The 19,372-nt window shown below is 62.0% G+C and carries 15 protein-coding genes; 3 read left to right on the forward strand and 12 right to left on the reverse strand.

What is annotated here, in order from left to right:
• Window positions 1–12: 12 nt before the first annotated feature.
• Both M9924_11630 and M9924_11635 read right to left on the reverse strand, forming a co-directional pair.
• Window positions 13–1,233, reverse strand: a complete 1,221-nt coding sequence (locus tag M9924_11630) for a lytic murein transglycosylase (GenBank protein ID MCO5065048.1) — start codon at window positions 1,231–1,233, stop codon at window positions 13–15.
• 144 nt (window positions 1,234–1,377) lie between these two features.
• Complete coding sequence (locus M9924_11635; GenBank protein MCO5065049.1) at window positions 1,378–2,775, reverse strand: outer membrane beta-barrel protein; 1,398 nt, start codon at window positions 2,773–2,775, stop codon at window positions 1,378–1,380.
• 190 nt (window positions 2,776–2,965) lie between these two features.
• Between M9924_11635 and M9924_11640 the strand changes: the two genes are divergently transcribed.
• Window positions 2,966–3,955, forward strand: a complete 990-nt coding sequence (locus M9924_11640; protein ID MCO5065050.1) for a KpsF/GutQ family sugar-phosphate isomerase — start codon at window positions 2,966–2,968, stop codon at window positions 3,953–3,955.
• Window positions 3,956–3,958: 3 nt separating this feature from the next.
• Here M9924_11640 and M9924_11645 read toward each other — a convergent pair whose 3' ends face one another.
• From M9924_11645 to M9924_11690, 10 genes are all read right to left on the reverse strand, one after another.
• Window positions 3,959–4,423 carry an NfeD family protein gene (locus M9924_11645; protein MCO5065051.1) on the reverse strand — a complete coding sequence of 155 codons (465 nt, stop codon included), beginning with the start codon at window positions 4,421–4,423 and terminating at the stop codon, window positions 3,959–3,961.
• A gap of 12 nt (window positions 4,424–4,435) precedes the next feature.
• Window positions 4,436–5,380 carry an SPFH/Band 7/PHB domain protein gene (locus M9924_11650; protein ID MCO5065052.1) on the reverse strand — a complete coding sequence of 315 codons (945 nt, stop codon included), beginning with the start codon at window positions 5,378–5,380 and terminating at the stop codon, window positions 4,436–4,438.
• A 91-nt stretch (window positions 5,381–5,471) separates the two neighbouring features.
• The gene (gene hemH, locus M9924_11655) at window positions 5,472–6,518 is read right to left on the reverse strand and encodes a ferrochelatase (protein ID MCO5065053.1); all 1,047 of its coding nucleotides are present in this window, start codon (window positions 6,516–6,518) and stop codon (window positions 5,472–5,474) included.
• Window positions 6,519–6,607: 89 nt separating this feature from the next.
• Window positions 6,608–8,566: a 5'-nucleotidase C-terminal domain-containing protein gene (locus M9924_11660; protein ID MCO5065054.1), complete on the reverse strand. Its 1,959-nt coding sequence runs from the start codon at window positions 8,564–8,566 to the stop codon at window positions 6,608–6,610.
• Window positions 8,567–8,672: 106 nt separating this feature from the next.
• Window positions 8,673–9,923: an AMP-binding protein gene (locus tag M9924_11665; GenBank protein ID MCO5065055.1), complete on the reverse strand. Its 1,251-nt coding sequence runs from the start codon at window positions 9,921–9,923 to the stop codon at window positions 8,673–8,675.
• A 29-nt stretch (window positions 9,924–9,952) separates the two neighbouring features.
• Complete coding sequence (locus M9924_11670; protein MCO5065056.1) at window positions 9,953–10,339, reverse strand: hypothetical protein; 387 nt, start codon at window positions 10,337–10,339, stop codon at window positions 9,953–9,955.
• 93 nt (window positions 10,340–10,432) lie between these two features.
• Window positions 10,433–11,878, reverse strand: a complete 1,446-nt coding sequence (locus M9924_11675) for a homospermidine synthase (GenBank protein ID MCO5065057.1) — start codon at window positions 11,876–11,878, stop codon at window positions 10,433–10,435.
• A 75-nt stretch (window positions 11,879–11,953) separates the two neighbouring features.
• Complete coding sequence (locus tag M9924_11680; GenBank protein ID MCO5065058.1) at window positions 11,954–12,622, reverse strand: aminotransferase class IV family protein; 669 nt, start codon at window positions 12,620–12,622, stop codon at window positions 11,954–11,956.
• On the reverse strand, window positions 12,571–13,728 hold the full coding sequence (locus M9924_11685) for an aminodeoxychorismate synthase component I (GenBank protein MCO5065059.1): 1,158 nt from the start codon (window positions 13,726–13,728) through the stop codon (window positions 12,571–12,573). Before M9924_11685 ends, M9924_11680 begins: the two co-directional genes overlap by 52 nt.
• Window positions 13,729–13,743: 15 nt before the next feature.
• On the reverse strand, window positions 13,744–15,576 hold the full coding sequence (locus M9924_11690; protein ID MCO5065060.1) for a M3 family oligoendopeptidase: 1,833 nt from the start codon (window positions 15,574–15,576) through the stop codon (window positions 13,744–13,746).
• A gap of 126 nt (window positions 15,577–15,702) precedes the next feature.
• Here M9924_11690 and M9924_11695 point away from each other — a divergent pair, with 126 nt between their 5' ends.
• Together M9924_11695 and M9924_11700 are read left to right on the forward strand one after the other, a co-directional pair.
• Complete coding sequence (locus M9924_11695; protein MCO5065061.1) at window positions 15,703–17,193, forward strand: sigma-54 dependent transcriptional regulator; 1,491 nt, start codon at window positions 15,703–15,705, stop codon at window positions 17,191–17,193.
• A 286-nt stretch (window positions 17,194–17,479) separates the two neighbouring features.
• Window positions 17,480–19,264 carry a DUF882 domain-containing protein gene (locus tag M9924_11700; protein ID MCO5065062.1) on the forward strand — a complete coding sequence of 595 codons (1,785 nt, stop codon included), beginning with the start codon at window positions 17,480–17,482 and terminating at the stop codon, window positions 19,262–19,264.
• Window positions 19,265–19,372 lie beyond the last annotated feature (108 nt).

Raw genomic sequence — 19,372 nt, forward strand, 5'->3', positions numbered from 1 at the left:
CCGGGCTCCTCGCTACCTGCTGCGCAGATATTTTAGGACTTCCATGCTCGGATGGCCATCCTGCTGCATGCCGATCTGCGCCTGGAAAGCCTTGATCGCGTCACGCGACCCTTGGCCGATGCGTCCGTCGAACTTGCCGTCATAATAACCGTGCTCGGAAAGCCGCTTCTGCAATTCCTGTTTTTCCACGAAGCTGAGCTTGGTGAAAGGCCGCTGCCAGTCCTGCGCGAGCTGGCCGTAGCCCGCAATCTGATCTGCAAGAAGGCCAACGGCAAGCGCATATTTGTCCGCATTGTTGTAGCGCTTGATGACCGAGAAATTCTTGAGCATCAGGAAGGCGGGGCCGCCGCGTCCGTCGGGCACCTTGAGCGTCGCCTTGTCGGACGTGTTGCGGAATGGCTTGCCGTTCGCGCGCGTCACGCCGAGCTTTTGCCACTGTGCAAGGCTCAACGTGCCTGCGGGCAGCTTCCCGGGCGGCAACACGACTTCATAGCCCCAGGTCTTTCCCGATTGCCAGCCGTTCTTGTGCAGGAGATTGGCGGCGGTTGCCAACGCATCCGGTACTGAATTCCAGATGTCGCGGCGTCCATTGCCGTCCATATCCACGGCATAGCTCTGATAGCTTGTCGGAATGAACTGGGTGTGGCCCATCGCGCCCGCCCAGGAGCCGGTCAGATGGCTTTCATCGATGTCGCCCCGCTGGAGGATCTTCAATGCCGCGATCAACTGCGTGCGTGCGAATTTGGCGCGCCGCGGGTCGGCATAGGCAAGCGTGGAGAGCGAGCGCACCACATTGCGCATGGCAGCCGGATTCTTGAGGATTTCGCCGTAATTCGATTCCATCGACCAGATAGCGAGCAGCACGTAGCGATCCACGCCGTAGCGGGATTCGATCCTGTCCAGCCAAGGCTTCCATTTCTTCGCCATGGCGCGGCCATTGGCGATGGATTCTTCATGCACGCGATTGTCGAAATAGTCCCAGACCGGCGCGGTGAACTCTGGCTGATAGCGCGCTTTCTCCAACACTTCGGGGTCGATGTCGGTCACACCCCGAAAAGCGCGGTCATAGGTGGCGCGCGAGATCCCTGCCTCGGCAGCCGTCTTGCGAAATCCCGCCACCCAGTTCTGGAAGCCTGCATCGGCAAAGGCAGGCACTGCGCCCGCAATCGAGAGCGACAGCATGGACGCAAGCGCGAGGCCGCTTGCGCGGCGCATCAGCTTGTGCACGATCATTTCATTCTCCATCCGAAACCCTGAAGAACAAACATCGCTCGTACTGGTAAGCATTCCGTTTACCATACATGGCCGTGCCAGCAAAACATGAACGCCGGACACCATCATTCGCGCTTTTGACGGCGAATTTCGGCAAAATTACCACTATCGCTGCGCCTTTATGCCCAAATAGATGCTGTTCGTGCTGGAATCGCGCCCCTCGATCGTGCTGTTCACGTTTTCGTGTCGCGCCTCTGCGGTCAGGCCCAGATAGCGGTTCAGCCACCAGGTTGCGGCAAGCTCGGCGGTGTAGATCATGTCGTGGTCGCTGCCGGGCTGATAGTCCCGATAGCCGATCCCGGCGGCGAGGCTGGCGGTAAGGTTTGAGCGCATCCGACGCTCGACGGTCAGCAGGCTGGAATACAGGATCGAACCGCTGAGACCGGGCGTCGTTGTGCCTTCGACCTCGGTCGTTCCGAGCAGGTTCACATTGGTGTCGCGTACCGGCGACCAGTCGATATTCGCATTGACGCTCAGTCCCTCGATGGGGTCGAGCCTTTCATCGTCGAGATTTTCGCGGACATAGCCCGCCGCAAACTCACCCCGGAACTTTTCTCCCCTGTCGAACGCCAGCCCGATCCTGCCCTCGATGTGGTCCGCGGAACGTACATAGCCCGCCGCATCCAACCGCTCGTCATAGTCGCGTCGCCCGCCCCGCAATTCCGCGAAAGGTGTCAGCGCGGGTGAGATCGCATAGCCCGCGCGCAGCCGCGCCGTCGCAAGCGTGTTGTCGCGGTCCTTCTGCGACACGCTCGTTCCGTCGGGAAGCTCGGCGTCGCCGTACCACTCCCTGTCGATGTCTCCGCCCAGGCCCAGTCTCAGCTTCCCCGCATCCCTCAGCAGTTCTGCGCTGCCGATCAGCGATTGCTGGATGGGCTGGTCGACCGCGCCGACGATTTCGACCGGCGAATCGAAGGATTCCGGGCGTATCGCATAGGCTGCGAAACCGCGCAGCCTGTAGTCGCCGGCGAGTTCGCGCACGAGCGTTGCGTCGATGCCTGCTTCTTTCTGGTTGAGTTCTTCCCCGGCCAGCGATTTCTCAAACGTGCCGAAAGCGTTGAACTCCGCCTGGTCGATGTCCCGGTCCGAAACGGCGTTCAGGCGCAATGTGCTCTGGGAAACGATGGCGTCGTCCCCGTCGGGGCTCGACGTCGCGTTGGATGTGGCGAGGATACCCGTTTCGACACTCGGGCGAATGATGAAGCTTCCGGCGCGCAGACCGGCCGGAGCGAACGGGTCGTCTTCAATTTGGCGCAGCGGAACGGCGCCGCTGGTCAGCGGCTGGACACGCAATGTCCGTGGCTGCACCTCCTGTCGCGCAGATGTCGGCGTGACCGGACCGGTTTCCCGGGCCGGAGCCGGAGACGGTCTGGGCGGCGGTTCCTGCGCTGCGTCGGGCGTTTCCGCTGCGTTGTCGATGCTGCCACGCAGGTCCACAACATCCTGCGCGGACGCGACCGACATGCCGAGACCCAGCGCAAGTACCGCCAGTGGCAGAGACATCCGCCACCGCGCAGGTGCAAATTGGACCGGGACCTTCGGCACGAATGGATATTCCAATAAAACCATGCCCGGCGCGGCTGCACCAAGCTTACCGAACGGTAAACAGGCATGGTTAATGGAGGGTTAGAAATATCCGCTCGCCGCGTACGGGAGTGGACAGAAATAACGTGACAGGATAAGCGCTTGCGCCATGCCTGACCGCCACCCCATCGACCGCTCCGCAGCCATCGCCTGCGCCATCCGCACCGTCGAGACGGAGCGGGCGGGTGTGGATGCATTGGCCGAGGCGCTTCAGGACGGTCTTGCAGCTCCCTTTGCCAATGCGGTCGAATTGTTGAAGGCGGGCGAGGGCAGGGTGATCGTGACCGGCGTCGGCAAGAGCGGGCATATCGGCGCGAAGATCGCGGCAACCCTTGCGTCCACAGGAACGCCCGCCTTTTTCGTCCATCCGGCGGAAGCCAATCACGGCGATCTCGGCATGATCGCGCGCAGTGATGTGATACTGGCGATGTCGTGGTCCGGGGAGAGCACCGAGTTGCGCGGCATCGTCGCCTATTCGCGTCGATTCTCGATCCCGCTCATTGCGATGACGTCGCAGAGCGCGTCATCGCTGGCGCGGGAGGCCGATGTCGTGCTCCTTCTGCCGAAGGCAGACGAGGCCTGTCCGCACGGGCTTGCTCCCACGACTTCGACCTTGATGCAGCTTGTTCTCGGCGACGCGTTGGCGATTGCACTTCTGGAAGCGCGGGGCTTTACGCCCGACAATTTCAGGGATTTTCACCCAGGCGGAAAGCTTGGCGCAACCTTGACCCATCTGCGCGAGATCATGCGCAGCGGTAGCGACATGCCCGTGGTGCCGCTCGGCACGAAGATGCCAGAAGCGGTTATGGTGCTGTCCAACAAGAAGGTCGGGTGCGTGTGCGTGCTCGACGAGGCGGGCAGCCTTGCCGGGATCATCACGGATGGCGATGTGGCGCGCAACCTTCACCGCAATCTCAAGGACATCGCGGTCGAGGAGGTGATGACGCGCCACCCGAAGACCGCAAGCCCAGAAATGTCCGCGGGCGCGGCCATCGCCTATCTGAACGAAAACAAGATCGGCGCGCTTGTCGTCATGGAAGGCGACAAGCCTGTCGGCATCGTCCACTTCCACGACCTTCTGCGCATCGGCGCGGCCTGAAAATCAGGCGGCTTCCACAGTCAGTTCAAGATCGGTGTCGGATGCGCTGACGATGCGCACCTTGGCGCCCGCCGGAAGGTCCGGGCCGGAAACGCGCCACATCGTGTCGCCAAGACGCACGCGCCCGCGTCCGTTCTCGATGGGTTCGACAAGGGTCGCGAGCCGTCCGATGAGCTGGTCGCCGCGCCGGTTGAGCAAGGGCTGGTCCGACTGTGCTTCGCGCGAAGCCATGATGCGCTTGCCGATATAGGCCGACACCAGCGAAAGAGCGAGAAACAGCAGCATCTGGACATGCCATGTCCAGAAGCCAGCGTCCCACAGCGCCAGTGAAATCGCACCGACGATCAGGGCGGCAATGCCGATCCATAGAAGGAAAACGCCGGGCACGAGAATTTCCAGCGTCAGCAGGATGACTCCCACGACCATCCAGTTCCAGGGGCCAAGTTCTTCGGCGATGCGCGCGATCATGTTCGCACCTCGTCAGTTCTGGTCGGGAACGATGCGCGGCGGTCGCGGACCGCGCGGGCCGGGCTGCTGCGGCTGGTCGCCGAACACTTCCCGCGCAATCGCCCCGATGCCGCCGAGCGAGCCGATCAGTGAAGAGGCTTCGATCGGCATCAGCACGATCTTGTTGTTGTTCGCCGAGCCGATGCGCGCCAGCGCCTCGGTGTATTTCTGGGCGACGAAATAGTTGATCGCCTGCACATCGCCTTTCGCGATTGCCTCGGAAACCACCTGCGTGGCGCGGGCTTCGGCTTCCGCCGCGCGCTCGCGGGCCTCGGCATCGCGAAACGCCGCTTCCCTGCGACCTTCGGCCTCCAGCACCTGTGCCTGTTTCAGGCCCTCGGCCTCAAGGATCTGCGCGCGCTTGTTGCGTTCCGCCATCATCTGCCGGGCCATCGATTCGACAAGGTTGGCGGGTGGATTGATGTCCTTGATCTCGACCCGCGTGACCTTGATGCCCCACGGATGCGCGGCCTCGTCAACGACGCGCAGCAGGCGCTCGTTGATCGCGTCGCGGTTGGACAAGAGCTCGTCGAGGTCCATGGAACCCATCACTGTGCGGATGTTGGTCATGGTCAGATTCAAGATAGCATTCTGCAATCCCGCGACCTGATAAGCCGCCTGCGGTGCGTTGAGCACCTGATAAAATGCAACGCCGTCGACGGACACGATTGCGTTGTCCTTGGTGATGACTTCCTGCGTCGGAACGTCGAGCACCTGTTCCATCATGTTCATCTTCGCGCCGATGCGATCGATGAAGGGCAGGATCAGGTTGAGGCCGGGAGCGAGCGTCTTGGTGTAGCGCCCGAAGCGCTCGACGGTATAGTTATAGCCTTGCGGCACGGTCTTGATGCCGGCCAGCAGCAGGGCGAATACGAGAATCGCCAATGCGATGATAATGACGTCCAAGCCACCGAACATATGGGCCTCCCTCGAACAGGTCCGATCCTACATCATCATAGATCACTTAAGTATCTTTCGAACCCCTTACAATCTCTCAAAAAAATCTCGCTCAGGCGTCGAGCCATCCTTTCAGTTCGCGGCGCACCAGCGTTTCTATGACCGTCATGCCCTCGGCGCTGTCGTTCAGGCAGGGGATATGGGAGAAATTGGCCCCACCATTGTGGAGGAAGATTTCACAGACTTCTCCAGCGATTTCCTCCAGCGTTTCAATGCAATCGGCGGAAAAGCCCGGATTGACGATGGCGATCGACTTGACCCCTTCCTTTGCCAGTCGCTCGACCGTCTTGTCGCAATAGGGCTGGAGCCATTCCTCGCGACCGAAGCGCGATTGAAAGCATGTCATCAGCTTTTTCTCGTCCCAGCCGAGTTTCTCGCGCAGCAGCCGTGAGGTTTTCTGGCAATGGCAGTGATAGGGGTCGCCCTTCTCGAAATACCGCTTCGGCAGGCCGTGATAGGATGCGATGACCACTTCCGGCTCGAAGTCGAGCGTGGCGAGGTGCCGCTGGATCGAGGTCGCCAGCGCGTCGATATAGTCAGGCTCGTCATAATACGGCGGCAGCGTGCGTATGGCGGGTTGTACGCGCATTTTCATCAGCGCCATGAACAGCGCATCATTGGCCGTCGCCGTCGTGCTCGCGGAATATTGCGGATAGAGGGGAACGCAGAGCAGGCGGTCGACGCCCTGGCTCACCATGCGCTCCACGACGCTGGCCGTCGAGGGATTGCCGTAGCGCATCGCCCAATCCACCAACACGCGAGGCTCCTCTCGGAATGCCTCGGCCAGCTTGTCGCCCTGCGCGCGCGTGATCGTCCGCAGCGGGGATTCATTCAGCTCGGTGTTCCAGATCTTCTTGTAGTTTTCGCCGGATGTCTTTGGCCGCTTGAGCAGCACCGGTCCATAGAGGATCGGATACCATTGGATTTTCGGCAGTTCGATCACTCTGGGATCGGAAAGAAACTCGCGCAGGTAGCGTCGCATCGACCAGTAGTCGGTGCCGTCGGGCGTTCCGAGATTGACGAGCAATATGCCGATTTTGCGAGCCGGCACAGGTGGATGACCGGCTGGGCGATGGTTTGTCGGGCTGGCATTGGTCATGCGGTGCTTGTGCACCGCGCGCGGGCTGGCCGCAAGTGCACCCTTGGCCGCACCCGGCAGCCAAGGGGGATGCGCTGACGCGACTGCGATCAGTTGGCCGCGGGCACCTTCATTGTCTCGCCAATCGGCAGGAACTTAGGCTTGAAACCGGGATTGGCATCCTGCAACACATGCCACTTCTCGCCGTCGCCGTAGAATTTTTCCGCCAGCTTCCAGAAATTGTCGCCGCGCATGATGACGTGCTCCTGCGTACCGCCGGAAGCGGCTGCCGGAGCCGGTGCTTCGGCTGCCGGCGCGGGGGTCTCGGCGGCGGGTGCCGGTTCGGCGGCGATGGTCGGCGGTGTGTTGGCGATTTCGTTCGCGGCTGCCGGCGGCTGCGGAACGGCAGGTTCGGCCGGGGCAGGGGCAGGTGCGGGCTCGGCCTGGGCGGTCGTCGTCGCACCGATTTCCGTGATGCGTCCGTCAAGCTTCGGCGTGTAGGGACGGTTCTTGGCGAGATAGTCGGCAACTACCTGTTCAAGACCCGGCCCATAGTCATAGGCGTTGGTGGCGTTGTCGGCAAAGAGCTTGTAGCCGTCGCCGCCCTGTCGCACATAATTGTTGGTTGCGACCAGATAGGTCTTGGCCGGATCGATTGGGACCCACGCGCCGTTTTCCTGAACTTCGACCGATTTGATGCGGCCTTCATTGGCCTTCACCGATTTGTCGAAGCTGTATTTGAGGCCGGCGACTTGCGGGAACTTGCCCTTGCCTTCCTCGATTTCGCTCACGCCGCCTTCAAGCGACGCGACAATGTCCTTGCCGGTGAGTTGGAAGGTCGCAAGCGTGTTCTGGAAGGGAAGCACGGTCAGCACTTCACCCATGGTGACGATACCCGCATCGATCGAGGAGCGCAGCCCGCCGCCGTTCTGGAACACGATCGTGACGCCCTGATCCTTGACGCGGTCGAGGATGGCGTCCGAAACCATGTCGCCCATCTCGCACTCGCGCGCGCGGCAATTGTCGCGGCTGCCGTCGATGGGCGCGGTGGTTTCCGACACTTCTTTCTGCTTCAACGCCTCGATGGGCGCGCCAAGCTCGGCCACGCGCTTCAGCACGCCTTCATCCGGCTTGATGCTGCTGTCGAGAAAGATCGGGTCGCCCTTGGCTTCCTTGACAACGCCATTGTCGTCAAAGACCACCTGAAACTCGCCGAGATATTTGGAGTAGGAAGCGGCCTGCGTGACCGGCACCTTGTAGCCTCCGGGGTTGTCGATCATCGTCGGGTAGGGGCCTTCCGCCTTTGCGTCGGTGTTCGACAGCAGCGAATGCGAATGGCCGCCCACGACCACATCCACGCCGGGGATCTTGGCGATCAATTCCTTGTCGCGCGGATATCCGACATGGGTCAGCGCGATGATCTTGTTGACGCCTTCGGCCTCAAGCTTCTTCACCTCTGCGGTGATGGTCGCGATGTCGTCCTCGATGGTGATGTTCGGGCCGGGCGAAGCGATTTCGGGCGTATCTGTCGTGACCGCGCCGACAATGCCGATTTTCTGCCCGCCGACCTCCAGCACGATGGACGGCTTGATGCGGTCGCCCACCTTTGAAGCCGCGCTGGCCTGCACGTTCGCCGACAGGACTGGGAACTGGATCACGTCGAGGAAGGGAGCCAATGCATCTTCGCCGTCATCGAATTCGTGGTTGCCCACGGTCATGGCGTCGAACTTCATCTGGTTGAGGAATTCCGCTTCCACCGCTCCCTTGTAGGTCGTGTAGAACAGCGAGCCCTGGAAATTGTCGCCGCCGTTCAGCAGAAGAACATTCTGGCCGTTCAGCTTGTCGCGTTCCTGATTGATTGCCGTCAACAGCCGCGCCGCGCCGCCGATGCACTCGTTCTTGCCTTCTTCCTCGGCGGAGCAGGTCGATTCGTATTTGTTGTTGGATTCGATGCGGCTGTGCCAGTCGTTGATGTGCAGGATGTTCAATGTGTAGTCGGCAAACGATGCAGCCGTGGAAAGTCCAAGAGCGGAGACCGACAATGCGGCCATAGCGGCAAATTTCCTCATGAATTTCTCCTAAGCATTGTCTGCACTATGCCTTTCCGGGCATGTCGGGCATGTGACGCGGTTGAGCTATGTTTTCACCGCCGCTGAAGGCTTGCAAGCCAAATCGCTACGAAGCTGCGTAGTCCCGCTCGTCGGCAATCACCTTGCCGTCATTCGGGATGGCGGAGGCATCGACCACGCTCACTTTTCCGCCAAGCTTCGTGATTTCGCGCAACGTCGCCTCGACCTCTTTCGGCTCGATCGGCTGGTTGCCTGTGACCAGCAGGGTCATGGCGTCCTGCTCGCCCGCGCGTTGCACCACAAGGCGTGCGCGGCCGATAGCCGGGTGGCGCTTGACCACCTCGGCGATCTGCTTCGGGTCGACGAACATGCCCTTGATCTTCGTCCGTTGATCGGCCCGGCCCATCCAGCCCTTGATGCGGAGGTTGGTCCGTCCGCACGGCGACGGCTCGTCGATGAAGGCCGACAGGTCGCCTGTGCCGAACCGCACAAGCGGATAGGCGGGATTGAAGCTTGTCACGACCACTTCGCCCACTTCGCCCGTGTCGACCGGATCGCCGGTGCCGGGACGCACGATTTCCACGATCAGGCCCTCGTTCACGACCATGCCGGGATTGGGCGCGCCATCCGGCGCCGCTGTTTCGTAGGCGATGATGCCGAGGTCGGCGGTAGCGTAACACTGAAACAAGGCTATGCCGCGCGCGCGATATTCTTCGCGTAGCGACGGAAACAACGCGCCGCCCGACACCAGCCCTAGCTTGAAAGAGGAAAGGTCCTTGCCGAGTTCGGCTGCCCTGTCGAGCATCACTTTCAGATAGTCGGGCGTGCCGGTGTAGACTTTCGGCCTGAGCGCGGCGGCCGCCTCGACCTGTGTATCGGTGTTGCCGACACCCGCCGGAAACACGAGGCAGCCGAGCGCGCGCGCGCCTTCATCAAGGAGAAAGCCGCCCGGCGTCATATGGTAGGAAAAGGCATTGTGCACGATGTCGCCGGAGCGAATGCCCGCCGCGAACAGGGCGCGCGCCGCGCCCCACGGGTCGGACCCGAAACCTTGCGGCTCCCAGACAGGACCCGGCGACATGAAAACGCGCCCATGGCTCAATGCCTTCGGGTTGACGAACCCGCCGAAGGGCGGTTCCGAGGCCTGGAATTCCATCAGTTCCGGCTTGCGCAGGACCGGCAGCCGGGCCAGCGCTTCGGGGCTGTCCACCGCCTCGAAATCGATGCCTGAAAGCCATCTCGCAAGGCCGGGCGCGTTTTTCGAAGCTTCTTCCAGAAAACCGGGGAGCGCCGCGAAATGCGCGCCCTCACGCGCCTGGAACGGCGTGATTTCCATGCTGTCGAAGTGTTTGCCCATTCGTGGCTCCAACTTCGCGGGCGCGAGGGTCAGGCAGTCGGCTGGCGGCGGTTCAGCGAGAAATTCTGACCCGTCGCATTGGTGCAGTTCAACTGCTGGGGCGTGGCCAGCAGGCAATTGAACGCGATGGGTGTCTGGCGGATAAGCGACGTGCCGGAAATCGAGATCATCCTGTTTTCGCTGAAGCGATAGGTGCCTTCCGCCAGCTTGTTGCCGGTATCGGTTGCCGTGGTGGAGAAAATGCCGCCCTGGAAGCGCGATACCGCAACACCGTCCGTGCTCAGCCATTCGCCGTCCACCGGGCTTGCCGCCGCCATGCGCGTCGGGCTGCCGCCCCCTCCGGTGGAGCAGCCCGCCAATGCCGCGAACGAAAGCGCGGCGATACTCATCGAAATGCTTTTTGACGCAAGGGTCATGCCCATGTCCTCTCTTCGTCCCTCATGTCTGTGTTGCGTGAACGAGGCACAAAATGCAAGCGCTCCGCGTCGTGGCTGGCTATGCCCGATGCATCACTGCACCAATATGTTGCGGAACTGCCAGGGGTCTTTTCGGTCGATGTTTTCCGGGAACAGGCCGGGGCGGTCGTCTAGCGGCGTCCATTTCGTATAGTAGCCGGTGACCTGCCCGAGATAGGGCATCTGGACTTCGAGGCAGCGACGGTAGTCCATCTCATCGGCCTCGACGATTCCCGCCTCGGGGTTCTCCAGCGCCCACACCATGCCGGCGAGCACGGCGGATGTGACCTGCATGCCCGTGGCGTTCTGGTACGGCGCGAGGTTGCGCGCCTCCTCCAGCGAAAGCTGCGAGCCATACCAGTAGGCATTCTTGTCGTGACCGTAGAGTAGTACGCCAAGTTCGTCGCTGCCGTCGATCAGCTCGTTCTCGTCGAGGACGTGATGAACGGGCTGCGACTTGCCCGCCGCGCCGAACATCTCGTGCAGGGACAGCACGGCGTCGTTGCAGGGATGATAAGCGTAGTGACAGGTGGGGCGATATTTGACGTTGCCCTTCTTGTTGTAGACGGTGAAGAAGTCGGAGATCGAAATCGCCTCGTTGTGGGTAACGAGGAAACCGTATTGCGCGCCGGGCGTGGGACACCAGGTGCGCACGCGCGTATTGGCGCCCGGCTGTTCGAGATAGATCGCCGCCTTGCTGCCATGCTTCTGTTCGCGGGCGTTCTTGGGCATCCATTTTTCGTGCGTGCCCCAGCCGAGTTCCGCCGGTTGCAGGCCCTCGGAGATAAAGCCTTCGACGGACCATGTGTTCCAGAACACGTTGAGCGGCTTCGGCGTGGTGGCGCGCTGCGTGTCGCGCTCCGCGATATGTACGCCCTTGACGCCGGCTTTCTGCATCAGCCTTGCCCAGCCTTCGCGGTCGCCGGTCGCCGGCTCCGTGAACTCCAGTCCAAGGTCGTTCGCCAGATTGACCAGCGCCTGCTTGACGAACCACGACACCATTCCGGGGTTCGCGCCGCAGCACGAGATCGCGGTCGTGCCTCCCGGATGCTTGCGTATTTCCTCGCGCACGGTTTCGCGTAGTGCATAATTGGTGCGCGCGGCATTGTCGGCCTTGTCGTCGAAATAGAAGCCGAGCCAGGGCTCCACGACGGTGTCGACATAGAGCACGCCGAGCGAGCGGCACAGCCGCATCAGTTCGAGCGAGGACGTGTCCACCGAGAGATTGACGCAGAAGCCCTGTCCGCCGCCCTCGGTCAAAAGGGGTTTGAGCAGCTTCTTGTAATTCTTCTTCGTGATGGCTTCCTGCACGAACCTGATGCCGCGCTCATCCAGCAGCTTGCGGTCATGGTCGTTCGGATCGATGACCACCATGCGGGATTTGTCGAATTTGAAATGGCGTTCTATGAGGGGAAGCGTTCCGCGGCCGATGGAACCGAAGCCGATCATCACAATCGGGCCTGTTATTTCTCCGTAAACGGGCCATTTCTTATTCGCCATTTTCTGCCGCACTCCATTTTTGTTTCGCTGCCATGACCCTAACCACATCGGCATGTTACAATAAAGGGGCGGCGTTCAGATCGTCCGGGCGCGGATCAACCCCCTCAGCGAATTTCCAAGGTAAGTTGCTCGCGCTGCAAACAGGTCCAAAGGCTCCAGCAATGCCTCGCGGGCCTTGCCCTCGCCGATCAGTACGCCCCTCAGCACGCCTGCCAGAAGCCCGCATTGAAGTGATGGCGTCAGCAGCGGGCCGCCATCTCCCATGTCGAGGAAGAGGCTGGTGATGGTGCCCTCGCAAAGCTGGCCTTTCTCGTTGAGCAGCAGCACCTCGTCTGCTTCCTCGCTCGCAAACTCGCCGCGCGCCGCCTCATATGCGCCGCGTCGCGTCGTCTTGTGGCGCAGCAGCGGGTCGGAGGAAACGAGCCGGGCGCGGGCAATTCCAATGCGCCATATCGTATCGGCGGGCAGGGGAGAAAACGGGGCCACGGCGCATGTCGCGCCGCCCTTCTTGTCCAGGGTCAGCCGCACCCTCAGCATGTCGGCACCGCTGTCGGCGACCGCGCGGTCAAGCGCTGCCTCCGCCTCGCCATCCCGCCAGTCAAAGCCGAGCGCTTCGGCGGATCGGCGCAACCGTTCAAGATGCAGGCCACCGCGCGGAAACCCGTTTGCGCGCTCCCAGCGGAGTGTTTCGATCAGTTCGTAGCCGGGGGTGTGCCGGTCGCGAATCGCGCTTTCAGCAGGCATTCCTCATACTCGCTTTCCGCCGTCGAATCGAAAACGATTCCGCCTCCGACATTGTAGACCGCGCGCCCGTCGCCAAAGAGCGTGATCGTGCGGATCGCCACGTTGAAGCGCATCCGCCCGTCCGGCGCAATCCAGCCAATCGCGCCGCAATAGGCGCTACGCGGCGCGGTTTCGAGTTCTCGCAAAATTTCCATCGCCCGGATCTTCGGTGCGCCGGTGATCGATCCGCAGGGAAAGAGCGCCGCGAATATCCGCTCGATGGTCAGGCCGGGCAGCAGCTTCGCGCGCACCCGGCTCACCATCTGGTGTACCGTCGGAAAGCTTTCGATGCGAAACAGTTCCGGCACATCCAGTGTCCCCACTTCGCTGATGAGCGAGACATCATTGCGCAACAGGTCCACGATCATCCTGTTTTCGGCCTGGTTCTTCTCGTCGTTCCTCAGGAAGCGCTTTAGCCGCGCATCTTCCGTCTTGGTCCTGCCGCGTGGAGCCGTGCCTTTCATCGGGCGCGTTTCGATCCATCCGTCGGTGTCGATTTCGAAGAACAGCTCGGGCGAGCGCGAGAGGATCACAGGCTCGCCGAGGCCGACCAGCGCGCCATAGCTGACTGGTTGCCTGGCTGTGAGCGCATCGAACGCCTGCCGTGCGGTGCCGCTCCAGTGCGCCGTGACCGGAAAGGTCAGGTTGGCCTGATAGCAGTCGCCCAGCCTTAGGTGCCGGTGCAACCTGTCGAAGCGCCGTTCATAGTCGGCAAAGCTCCAGCTTGCGCGCGCGTCATAGATCGGGCCGTTGGTCGCCACGGCTTCGATGCCGGTGGGGCGGTCCTGCGGCGCGTCGAACACGCCGAAACACAAGAGGGGGGTATCGCGCCCGGCAGGCAGCAGCGGGCGCAATTTGGGCTCGAGCAAGTAGCCGGCTTCATAGGCCATATAGCCGGCGAGCCATTTCCCATTCGCCCGCTCTTTTTCCATCGCTTCGAGCGCGGGAAAGAAATCCTCCTCCGCATGAGCCTCGATGCGCCTCACGGGCCGCGCGAACAGGCGCTCGGTCCCGGCGGGATCGTCACGGAAAAGCACCGTCGCTTCGGCAAGCGGAATGCGGGTCATGGATGGCGCGCGCTGTCAGTCGTCCAGCGTTTCAAGTTCATCGATAAGGCTTTCGATCACCGCGAGGCCCCGCTGCCAGAAGCCGGGGTCGCTGGCGTTCAGCCCGAACGGGACCAGCAGCTCCGAATAGTGCTTGCTGCCGCCGGCCCGCAGCATCGCGAAGTACTTTTCCTGAAACCCATGTTCGGCCTTGCTGTAGACAGCGTAGAGCGAATTCACCAGGCAGTCGCCGAAAGCATAAGCATACACGTAGAACGGCGAATGGATGAAGTGCGGGATATAGGTCCAGAAGGTCTCGTAGCCCGGCTTCAGGGCGATCGCGTCGCCCAGGCTCTCGCTCTGCACGCCAAGCCAGATCGCGCCGATCTGGTCGGCGGTCAGTTCTCCGTTGCGGCGTTCGGTGTGAATGCGCCGCTCAAACTCGTAAAAGGCGATCTGGCGCACCACTGTGTTGATCATGTCCTCGACCTTCTGTGCCAGCATGGCCTTGCGGGCGGGGCGGTCGGTGGTCTTTTCTAGAAGCGAACGGAAGGTCAGCATCTCTCCGAAAACGGAGGCGGTTTCCGCAAGCGTCAGCGGCGTGGAAGCCATCAGTGCGCCCTGCGATGCAGCAAGCACCTGATGCACGCCGTGGCCAAGTTCATGGGCGAGCGTCATCACGTCCCTCGGCGTGCCCAGATAGTTCAGCAATACGTAAGGATGCGCTGACGGAACGGTCGGATGCGCGAACGCGCCCGGCGCCTTGCCCGCCCGGACCGGCGCGTCGATCCAGTTGAGGTCGAAAAACCGTTTCGCAATGTCGGCCATCTCGGGTGAGAAGCTGCCATAGGCGGTCAGCACTGTGGCACGCGCATCGTCCCACGGGATCGTGGCCTGCGGTGTTTTCGGCAGCGGCGCGTTGCGGTCCCAGTGGTTCATCTGGTCCATTCCGAGCCACCGCGCCTTCATCCTGTAGTAGCGGTGCGAAATCCGCGGATAGGCGTCCTGCACCGCCTTGGCCAGCGCGTCGACCACGCCCGGCTCGACACGATTTGAAAGGTGGCGGAAATCCGCGATGTCCTCGAAGGAACGCCAGCGATTGGAAATGTCGAGGTCCTTTGCCAGCGTGTTGGTTATCAGCGTGAAGGTGCGCAGATGCTGGCTGAAGGTTGCCGCGAGCGCCTCCGCCGCCCTGCGCCGCACCTCGGGGTTCATGTCCTGGAGCTTGTTCAGTGTCGGCTCGATCGGCAGCTTTTCCCCATCGACCTCGAAGCGCAGGTCGGTGATCGTTTCGTCGAAAAGCCGGTTCCATGCGCCGCGCCCGGTCACCGACTTTTCGTGGAAGAGTTGCTCCACGCGATCCTCGAGCTGGTGTGGCTTGTCCTTGCGCAGATCCTCGATCCACGGCCTGTAGTGGCCGAAGGCGGGATCGGCCTCCAGCGCGGCGTCGATCAAATTGTCCGGGATGTTGTTCAGCTCCAGCCCGAAGAAGATCAGGTGGGTGCCGGCGTCGGTCAGCTTTTCCTGCACGTCGCCATAGAGCTTCACCCGCTTCGGGTCCGACGTGTCGCCAGCATAGACCAGCCCCGCGAAGGAACCAATGCGGCCCATCAGTTCCTCGATTTCCTCGAACTGCCGCACTGCGAGGCCAAGCCCTCCGTCGGCGCGCTTGCGGGCCTCGGCTTCCAGCGTCCCGCGCCAGCGCTGCTCGAACTCCGCCGAAAGCTTCGCGGCACGCGCCAAGTCCTCGCCAAGCTGCGGGGAATCGATTGAAGGATAGAGGTCGGCGAGATTCCATTCCGGCAGCCTGCCCAGCGCCTGCCCGCCGCTGTCCGCCGTTGCAGAACGGGTGGTTGAGATTTTGTCCATGACGTTCATTCTTGTTATCCCGCTGGCCACACTGCGTGGAACGCAGATTTGACATAAGGTGTTGAAGCCTTGTTTAGAACCCTGTGCCACATTGATCCAGAGTGACTTTGAAAAGCCTTCCTGAATATGGCCTCCAACATACTCATCATCGATGACGATCCCGTCCAGCGACGACTGCTTGAGGCAGCCGTCACGCGCTTCGGCCACACGGCGCGCGTCGCGGACAGCGGCGAAGCCGGACTCAAGGCGCTGGATGGCCTCGGCGCAGGCGATATCGCGGTCGTCATTCTCGATCTGGTCATGCCGGGCATGGATGGATTGTCCGTGCTTCGGACCATGCGCGAGCGGGGCATCGAAACGCCGGTCATCGTGCAGACGGCGCAGGGCGGCATCGAAACCGTCGTCTCGGCAATGCGCGAAGGCGCTTTCGATTTCGTCGTCAAGCCGGCTTCTCCGGACCGCCTGAACAAGGCGATCACGGATGCGCTCAAGGTCGAATCCTACAGCGGCGGCAAGCGCGGCGAAAAGCGCAGCACGACGCTGACGATCAAAGACCTCATTACCGAGGGTCCGGCGATGGAGCGGGTGGTCGGTCTTGCGCGCAAGGCCGCCGGTTCCAACATTCCGGTGCTCATCGAAGGGGAATCGGGCGTCGGCAAGGAAATGATCGCCCGTGTCATCCAGGGATCGGGAGATCGCCGCAGCAAGCCTTTCGTCACCGTCAATTGCGGAGCGATTCCGGACAATCTGGTCGAGAGCATCCTGTTTGGCCACGAAAAAGGGTCGTTCACGGGCGCCAGCGACAAGCATATCGGCAAGTTCGTCGAGGCTCACACCGGCACCTTGTTCCTCGACGAGATCGGCGACCTGCCGCTCGACGTGCAGGTCAAGCTGCTGCGCGCCGTCCAGCAGGGTGAGGTCGATCCGGTCGGCGGACGAGCGACGATCAAGGTGGACATCCGCCTGATTTCGGCAACCCACCGCGACCTGATCGAGCAGGTCAAGCTCGGCAGGTTCCGTGAGGACCTGTTCTACCGCCTCAACGTGTTCCCGATCATGGTGCCCCCCTTGCGCGACCGGCGCGAGGACATTCCGCACCTCGTTCGCCATTTCATAGGCCGGATCGGGCGCGAGACAGGCAGCCATGTGCGATCGATAACCCCGCAGGCGCTGGCGATGCTTCAGGCCTATGACTGGCCGGGGAACATTCGCCAGCTTGAAAACGCCGTTTTCCGGGCATCCGTCCTGTGCGAAGGCGATGCGCTGACGGTCGACGAATTTCCGCAGATCAAGGCACAGGTCGAGGGCGTGGTTTTCGTTGCGCCGACGCAGCGCGAGGTGCCAATTCACGCGTCTGCGGCTGCTGTGGACACCGTCCCGCCGCCTGAACCCGCCGAGCCGCAGGCCGGACTGCTCAATGCGCTGGACGACAAGGGCAATGTCCGCGCATTGACGGACGTCGAGCAGGAAATGATCGAATTCGCCATCGCCCACTATGGCGGGCAAATGAGCGAAGTCGCACGCAGGCTCGGAATCGGACGCTCGACGCTCTACCGCAAGATGAAGGAATACGGGATCGATCCCGACATGCCCGTACCCACCCGGCAGGCGGGCTGAGCACCGAAACGAGACGAATCCGGTCGGAATCTCAAGATTCCGCTCCAAATTGCCGCCATCTCATTGTTTACGATGATTTAACCGACTTTTCTCGCGCCGGTTGAAAGCCAGTTCCGCCCGATTCTTGCCATTGTGTTACCGCAATTGATCGACAAAACGCAGTGGGCAAGGATGAGGGGATGCTTTTCTAAGTGATGGTTAACCATTAGCATTGATAGTCCGGGTGGGATTTTCGCACCCGGGTTTTACGCGGGGATAGCACGCTGAGCGTACAGGGCCTATCGATTTGACGAATGTTTCAAAGACCGACCGCCGGCAATCGCGTTTCGCCTGGCCGGCATGGATTGCAGCGGCCACCTGCCTGTTGGGGGCCTTTCTCGGTGCAGCCACGGCGGCGAATGCCGAGACCCGTTCCCTGAAGCTCTACTTCGTCCATACCGGTGAGAAGTCCGAGATCGTCTTCAAGCGCAATGGACGCTTCGACGCCGCCGGCCTGCGCAAGATCAACGTTTTTCTCCGCGACTGGCGTCGCAACGAGCCGACCAAGATCGATCCCCGCCTGCTGGACGTCGTTTGGGAAGCTTACCGCCAGTCCGGTTCCCGGGCCTATATCCACGTGGTTTCCGCCTATCGCTCGCCCGCGACCAACGCGATGTTGCGCAGCCGCAGCCGTGGCGTGGCGAAGAAAAGCCAGCACATGCTCGGCAAGGCCATGGATTTCTACCTGCCCGACGTGAAGCTCAAGAATTTGCGCAACATCGGCCTGCGCATGCAGGCGGGCGGCGTCGGTTATTATCCGACATCGGGTTCGCCATTCGTGCATTTTGACGTGGGCAATGTGCGCCACTGGCCGGGTATCAGCCGTTCCGAGCTTGCCTCCGTTTTCCCGAACGGGAAGACGTTGCACGTGCCAAGCGACGGCAAGCCGCTGCCGGGCTACGAACAGGCCATGGCCGCGTATAAGCAACGCGTGTCCAATGGCGACTTAGCCGTCGCGAGCATTACAAGCACCAGCACTTCAACCAGCAAGAAGCGCTCCGGCGGCCTGCTGGCTGCTTGGTTTGGCGGCGGAGCGGACGAAGAAGAGGACAATGGCGAATCCGATGCGCCGGTCCGGGTGACGCCGAAGGCCACCGTGGCCAGCGCCCCGACGCAGGCGGCGCCCGTCGAACGCCAGCCCGAGATTACCATTCTTCCGCCTGAACTCGCGGCTCCCGCGGATATGCGCGCCCAGCCCGGCGCCGCACCGGAACAGGTCCAGCCGGAGGTCGCGGACTCGCCGGAGACGATTCTTGCCGCACTTCCGAATCGCAGGGTTCCGACCCCGGCCTTTGCGCCGCGCCCGGATGTCAATGTCGGTCCTGCGGCCGACGCCAGACAGGTTGCGGCGATGATGGAAGATCAGGGAACGGCTTTGCCTGTGGATGATACCGGGGCGCTCGCCATGTCGAACGGGTCCGTTCCGATTCCCGCGTGGCGACCCGACTACAAGGAAGCGCCTGAGACTGACGATCCGTCCGCGTTGCTTGCGCTTGCCAGCGCCAGCCCGCAGCTTGCCGGCTATGCCCCATTGCCGACCACGCGCCCGAATCCGGTTGTGGAAAATCTCGCGGCGGCTGACGCCGCGCCGGTTGCTGAGAATCTGCCCGAGCGTCGCCCGGGTACAGACGGCTCCATCAGTAACAACACTGAAATTCGCGTCGCGTCCATCCCCGAGCCGGCCCGCAAGCAGCAGCGCGTTGCGGTGGAGGCTGCGCCTGTCGTCGCGGATGTGCAGCCCGTCAAGACGACCACCAAATCAGGTCGCGTGACGTCGGCAAGCGTGGCCAAGCCTGCCGCCAAGCCGGTCGTGGTGGCCGCCATGCCCCAATCGGCGCGCTGGGCGCTGGACCAGGACTATGTGAAGAAGGCGAAGGGTAAGACCAGCGGTCCGTCCTTTGCGCAGAACATTGTCCGCACCTCGCCCATCGAAGTCTACACCGCCGGGTTCCAGGCCGTTTCGAATCCAGGCTCGCCAAACCGCTTCACCGGCAAGGCCGTCGAGTTCCTTTCCGTCGCCAAATTCAACTGACGTAAGGCGGTCACCACAGCTTCTTTGAACAATGCAGGCGGCGCCTTTGGGCGCCGCTCTCATTTGTGCTTGCCAGTGATCTGCATTCATTGTGAAAAGAAATCGACG

This window comes from Rhizobiaceae bacterium, from assembly GCA_023953835.1.
Taxonomy (GTDB): Bacteria; Pseudomonadota; Alphaproteobacteria; order Rhizobiales; family Rhizobiaceae; genus Mesorhizobium_G.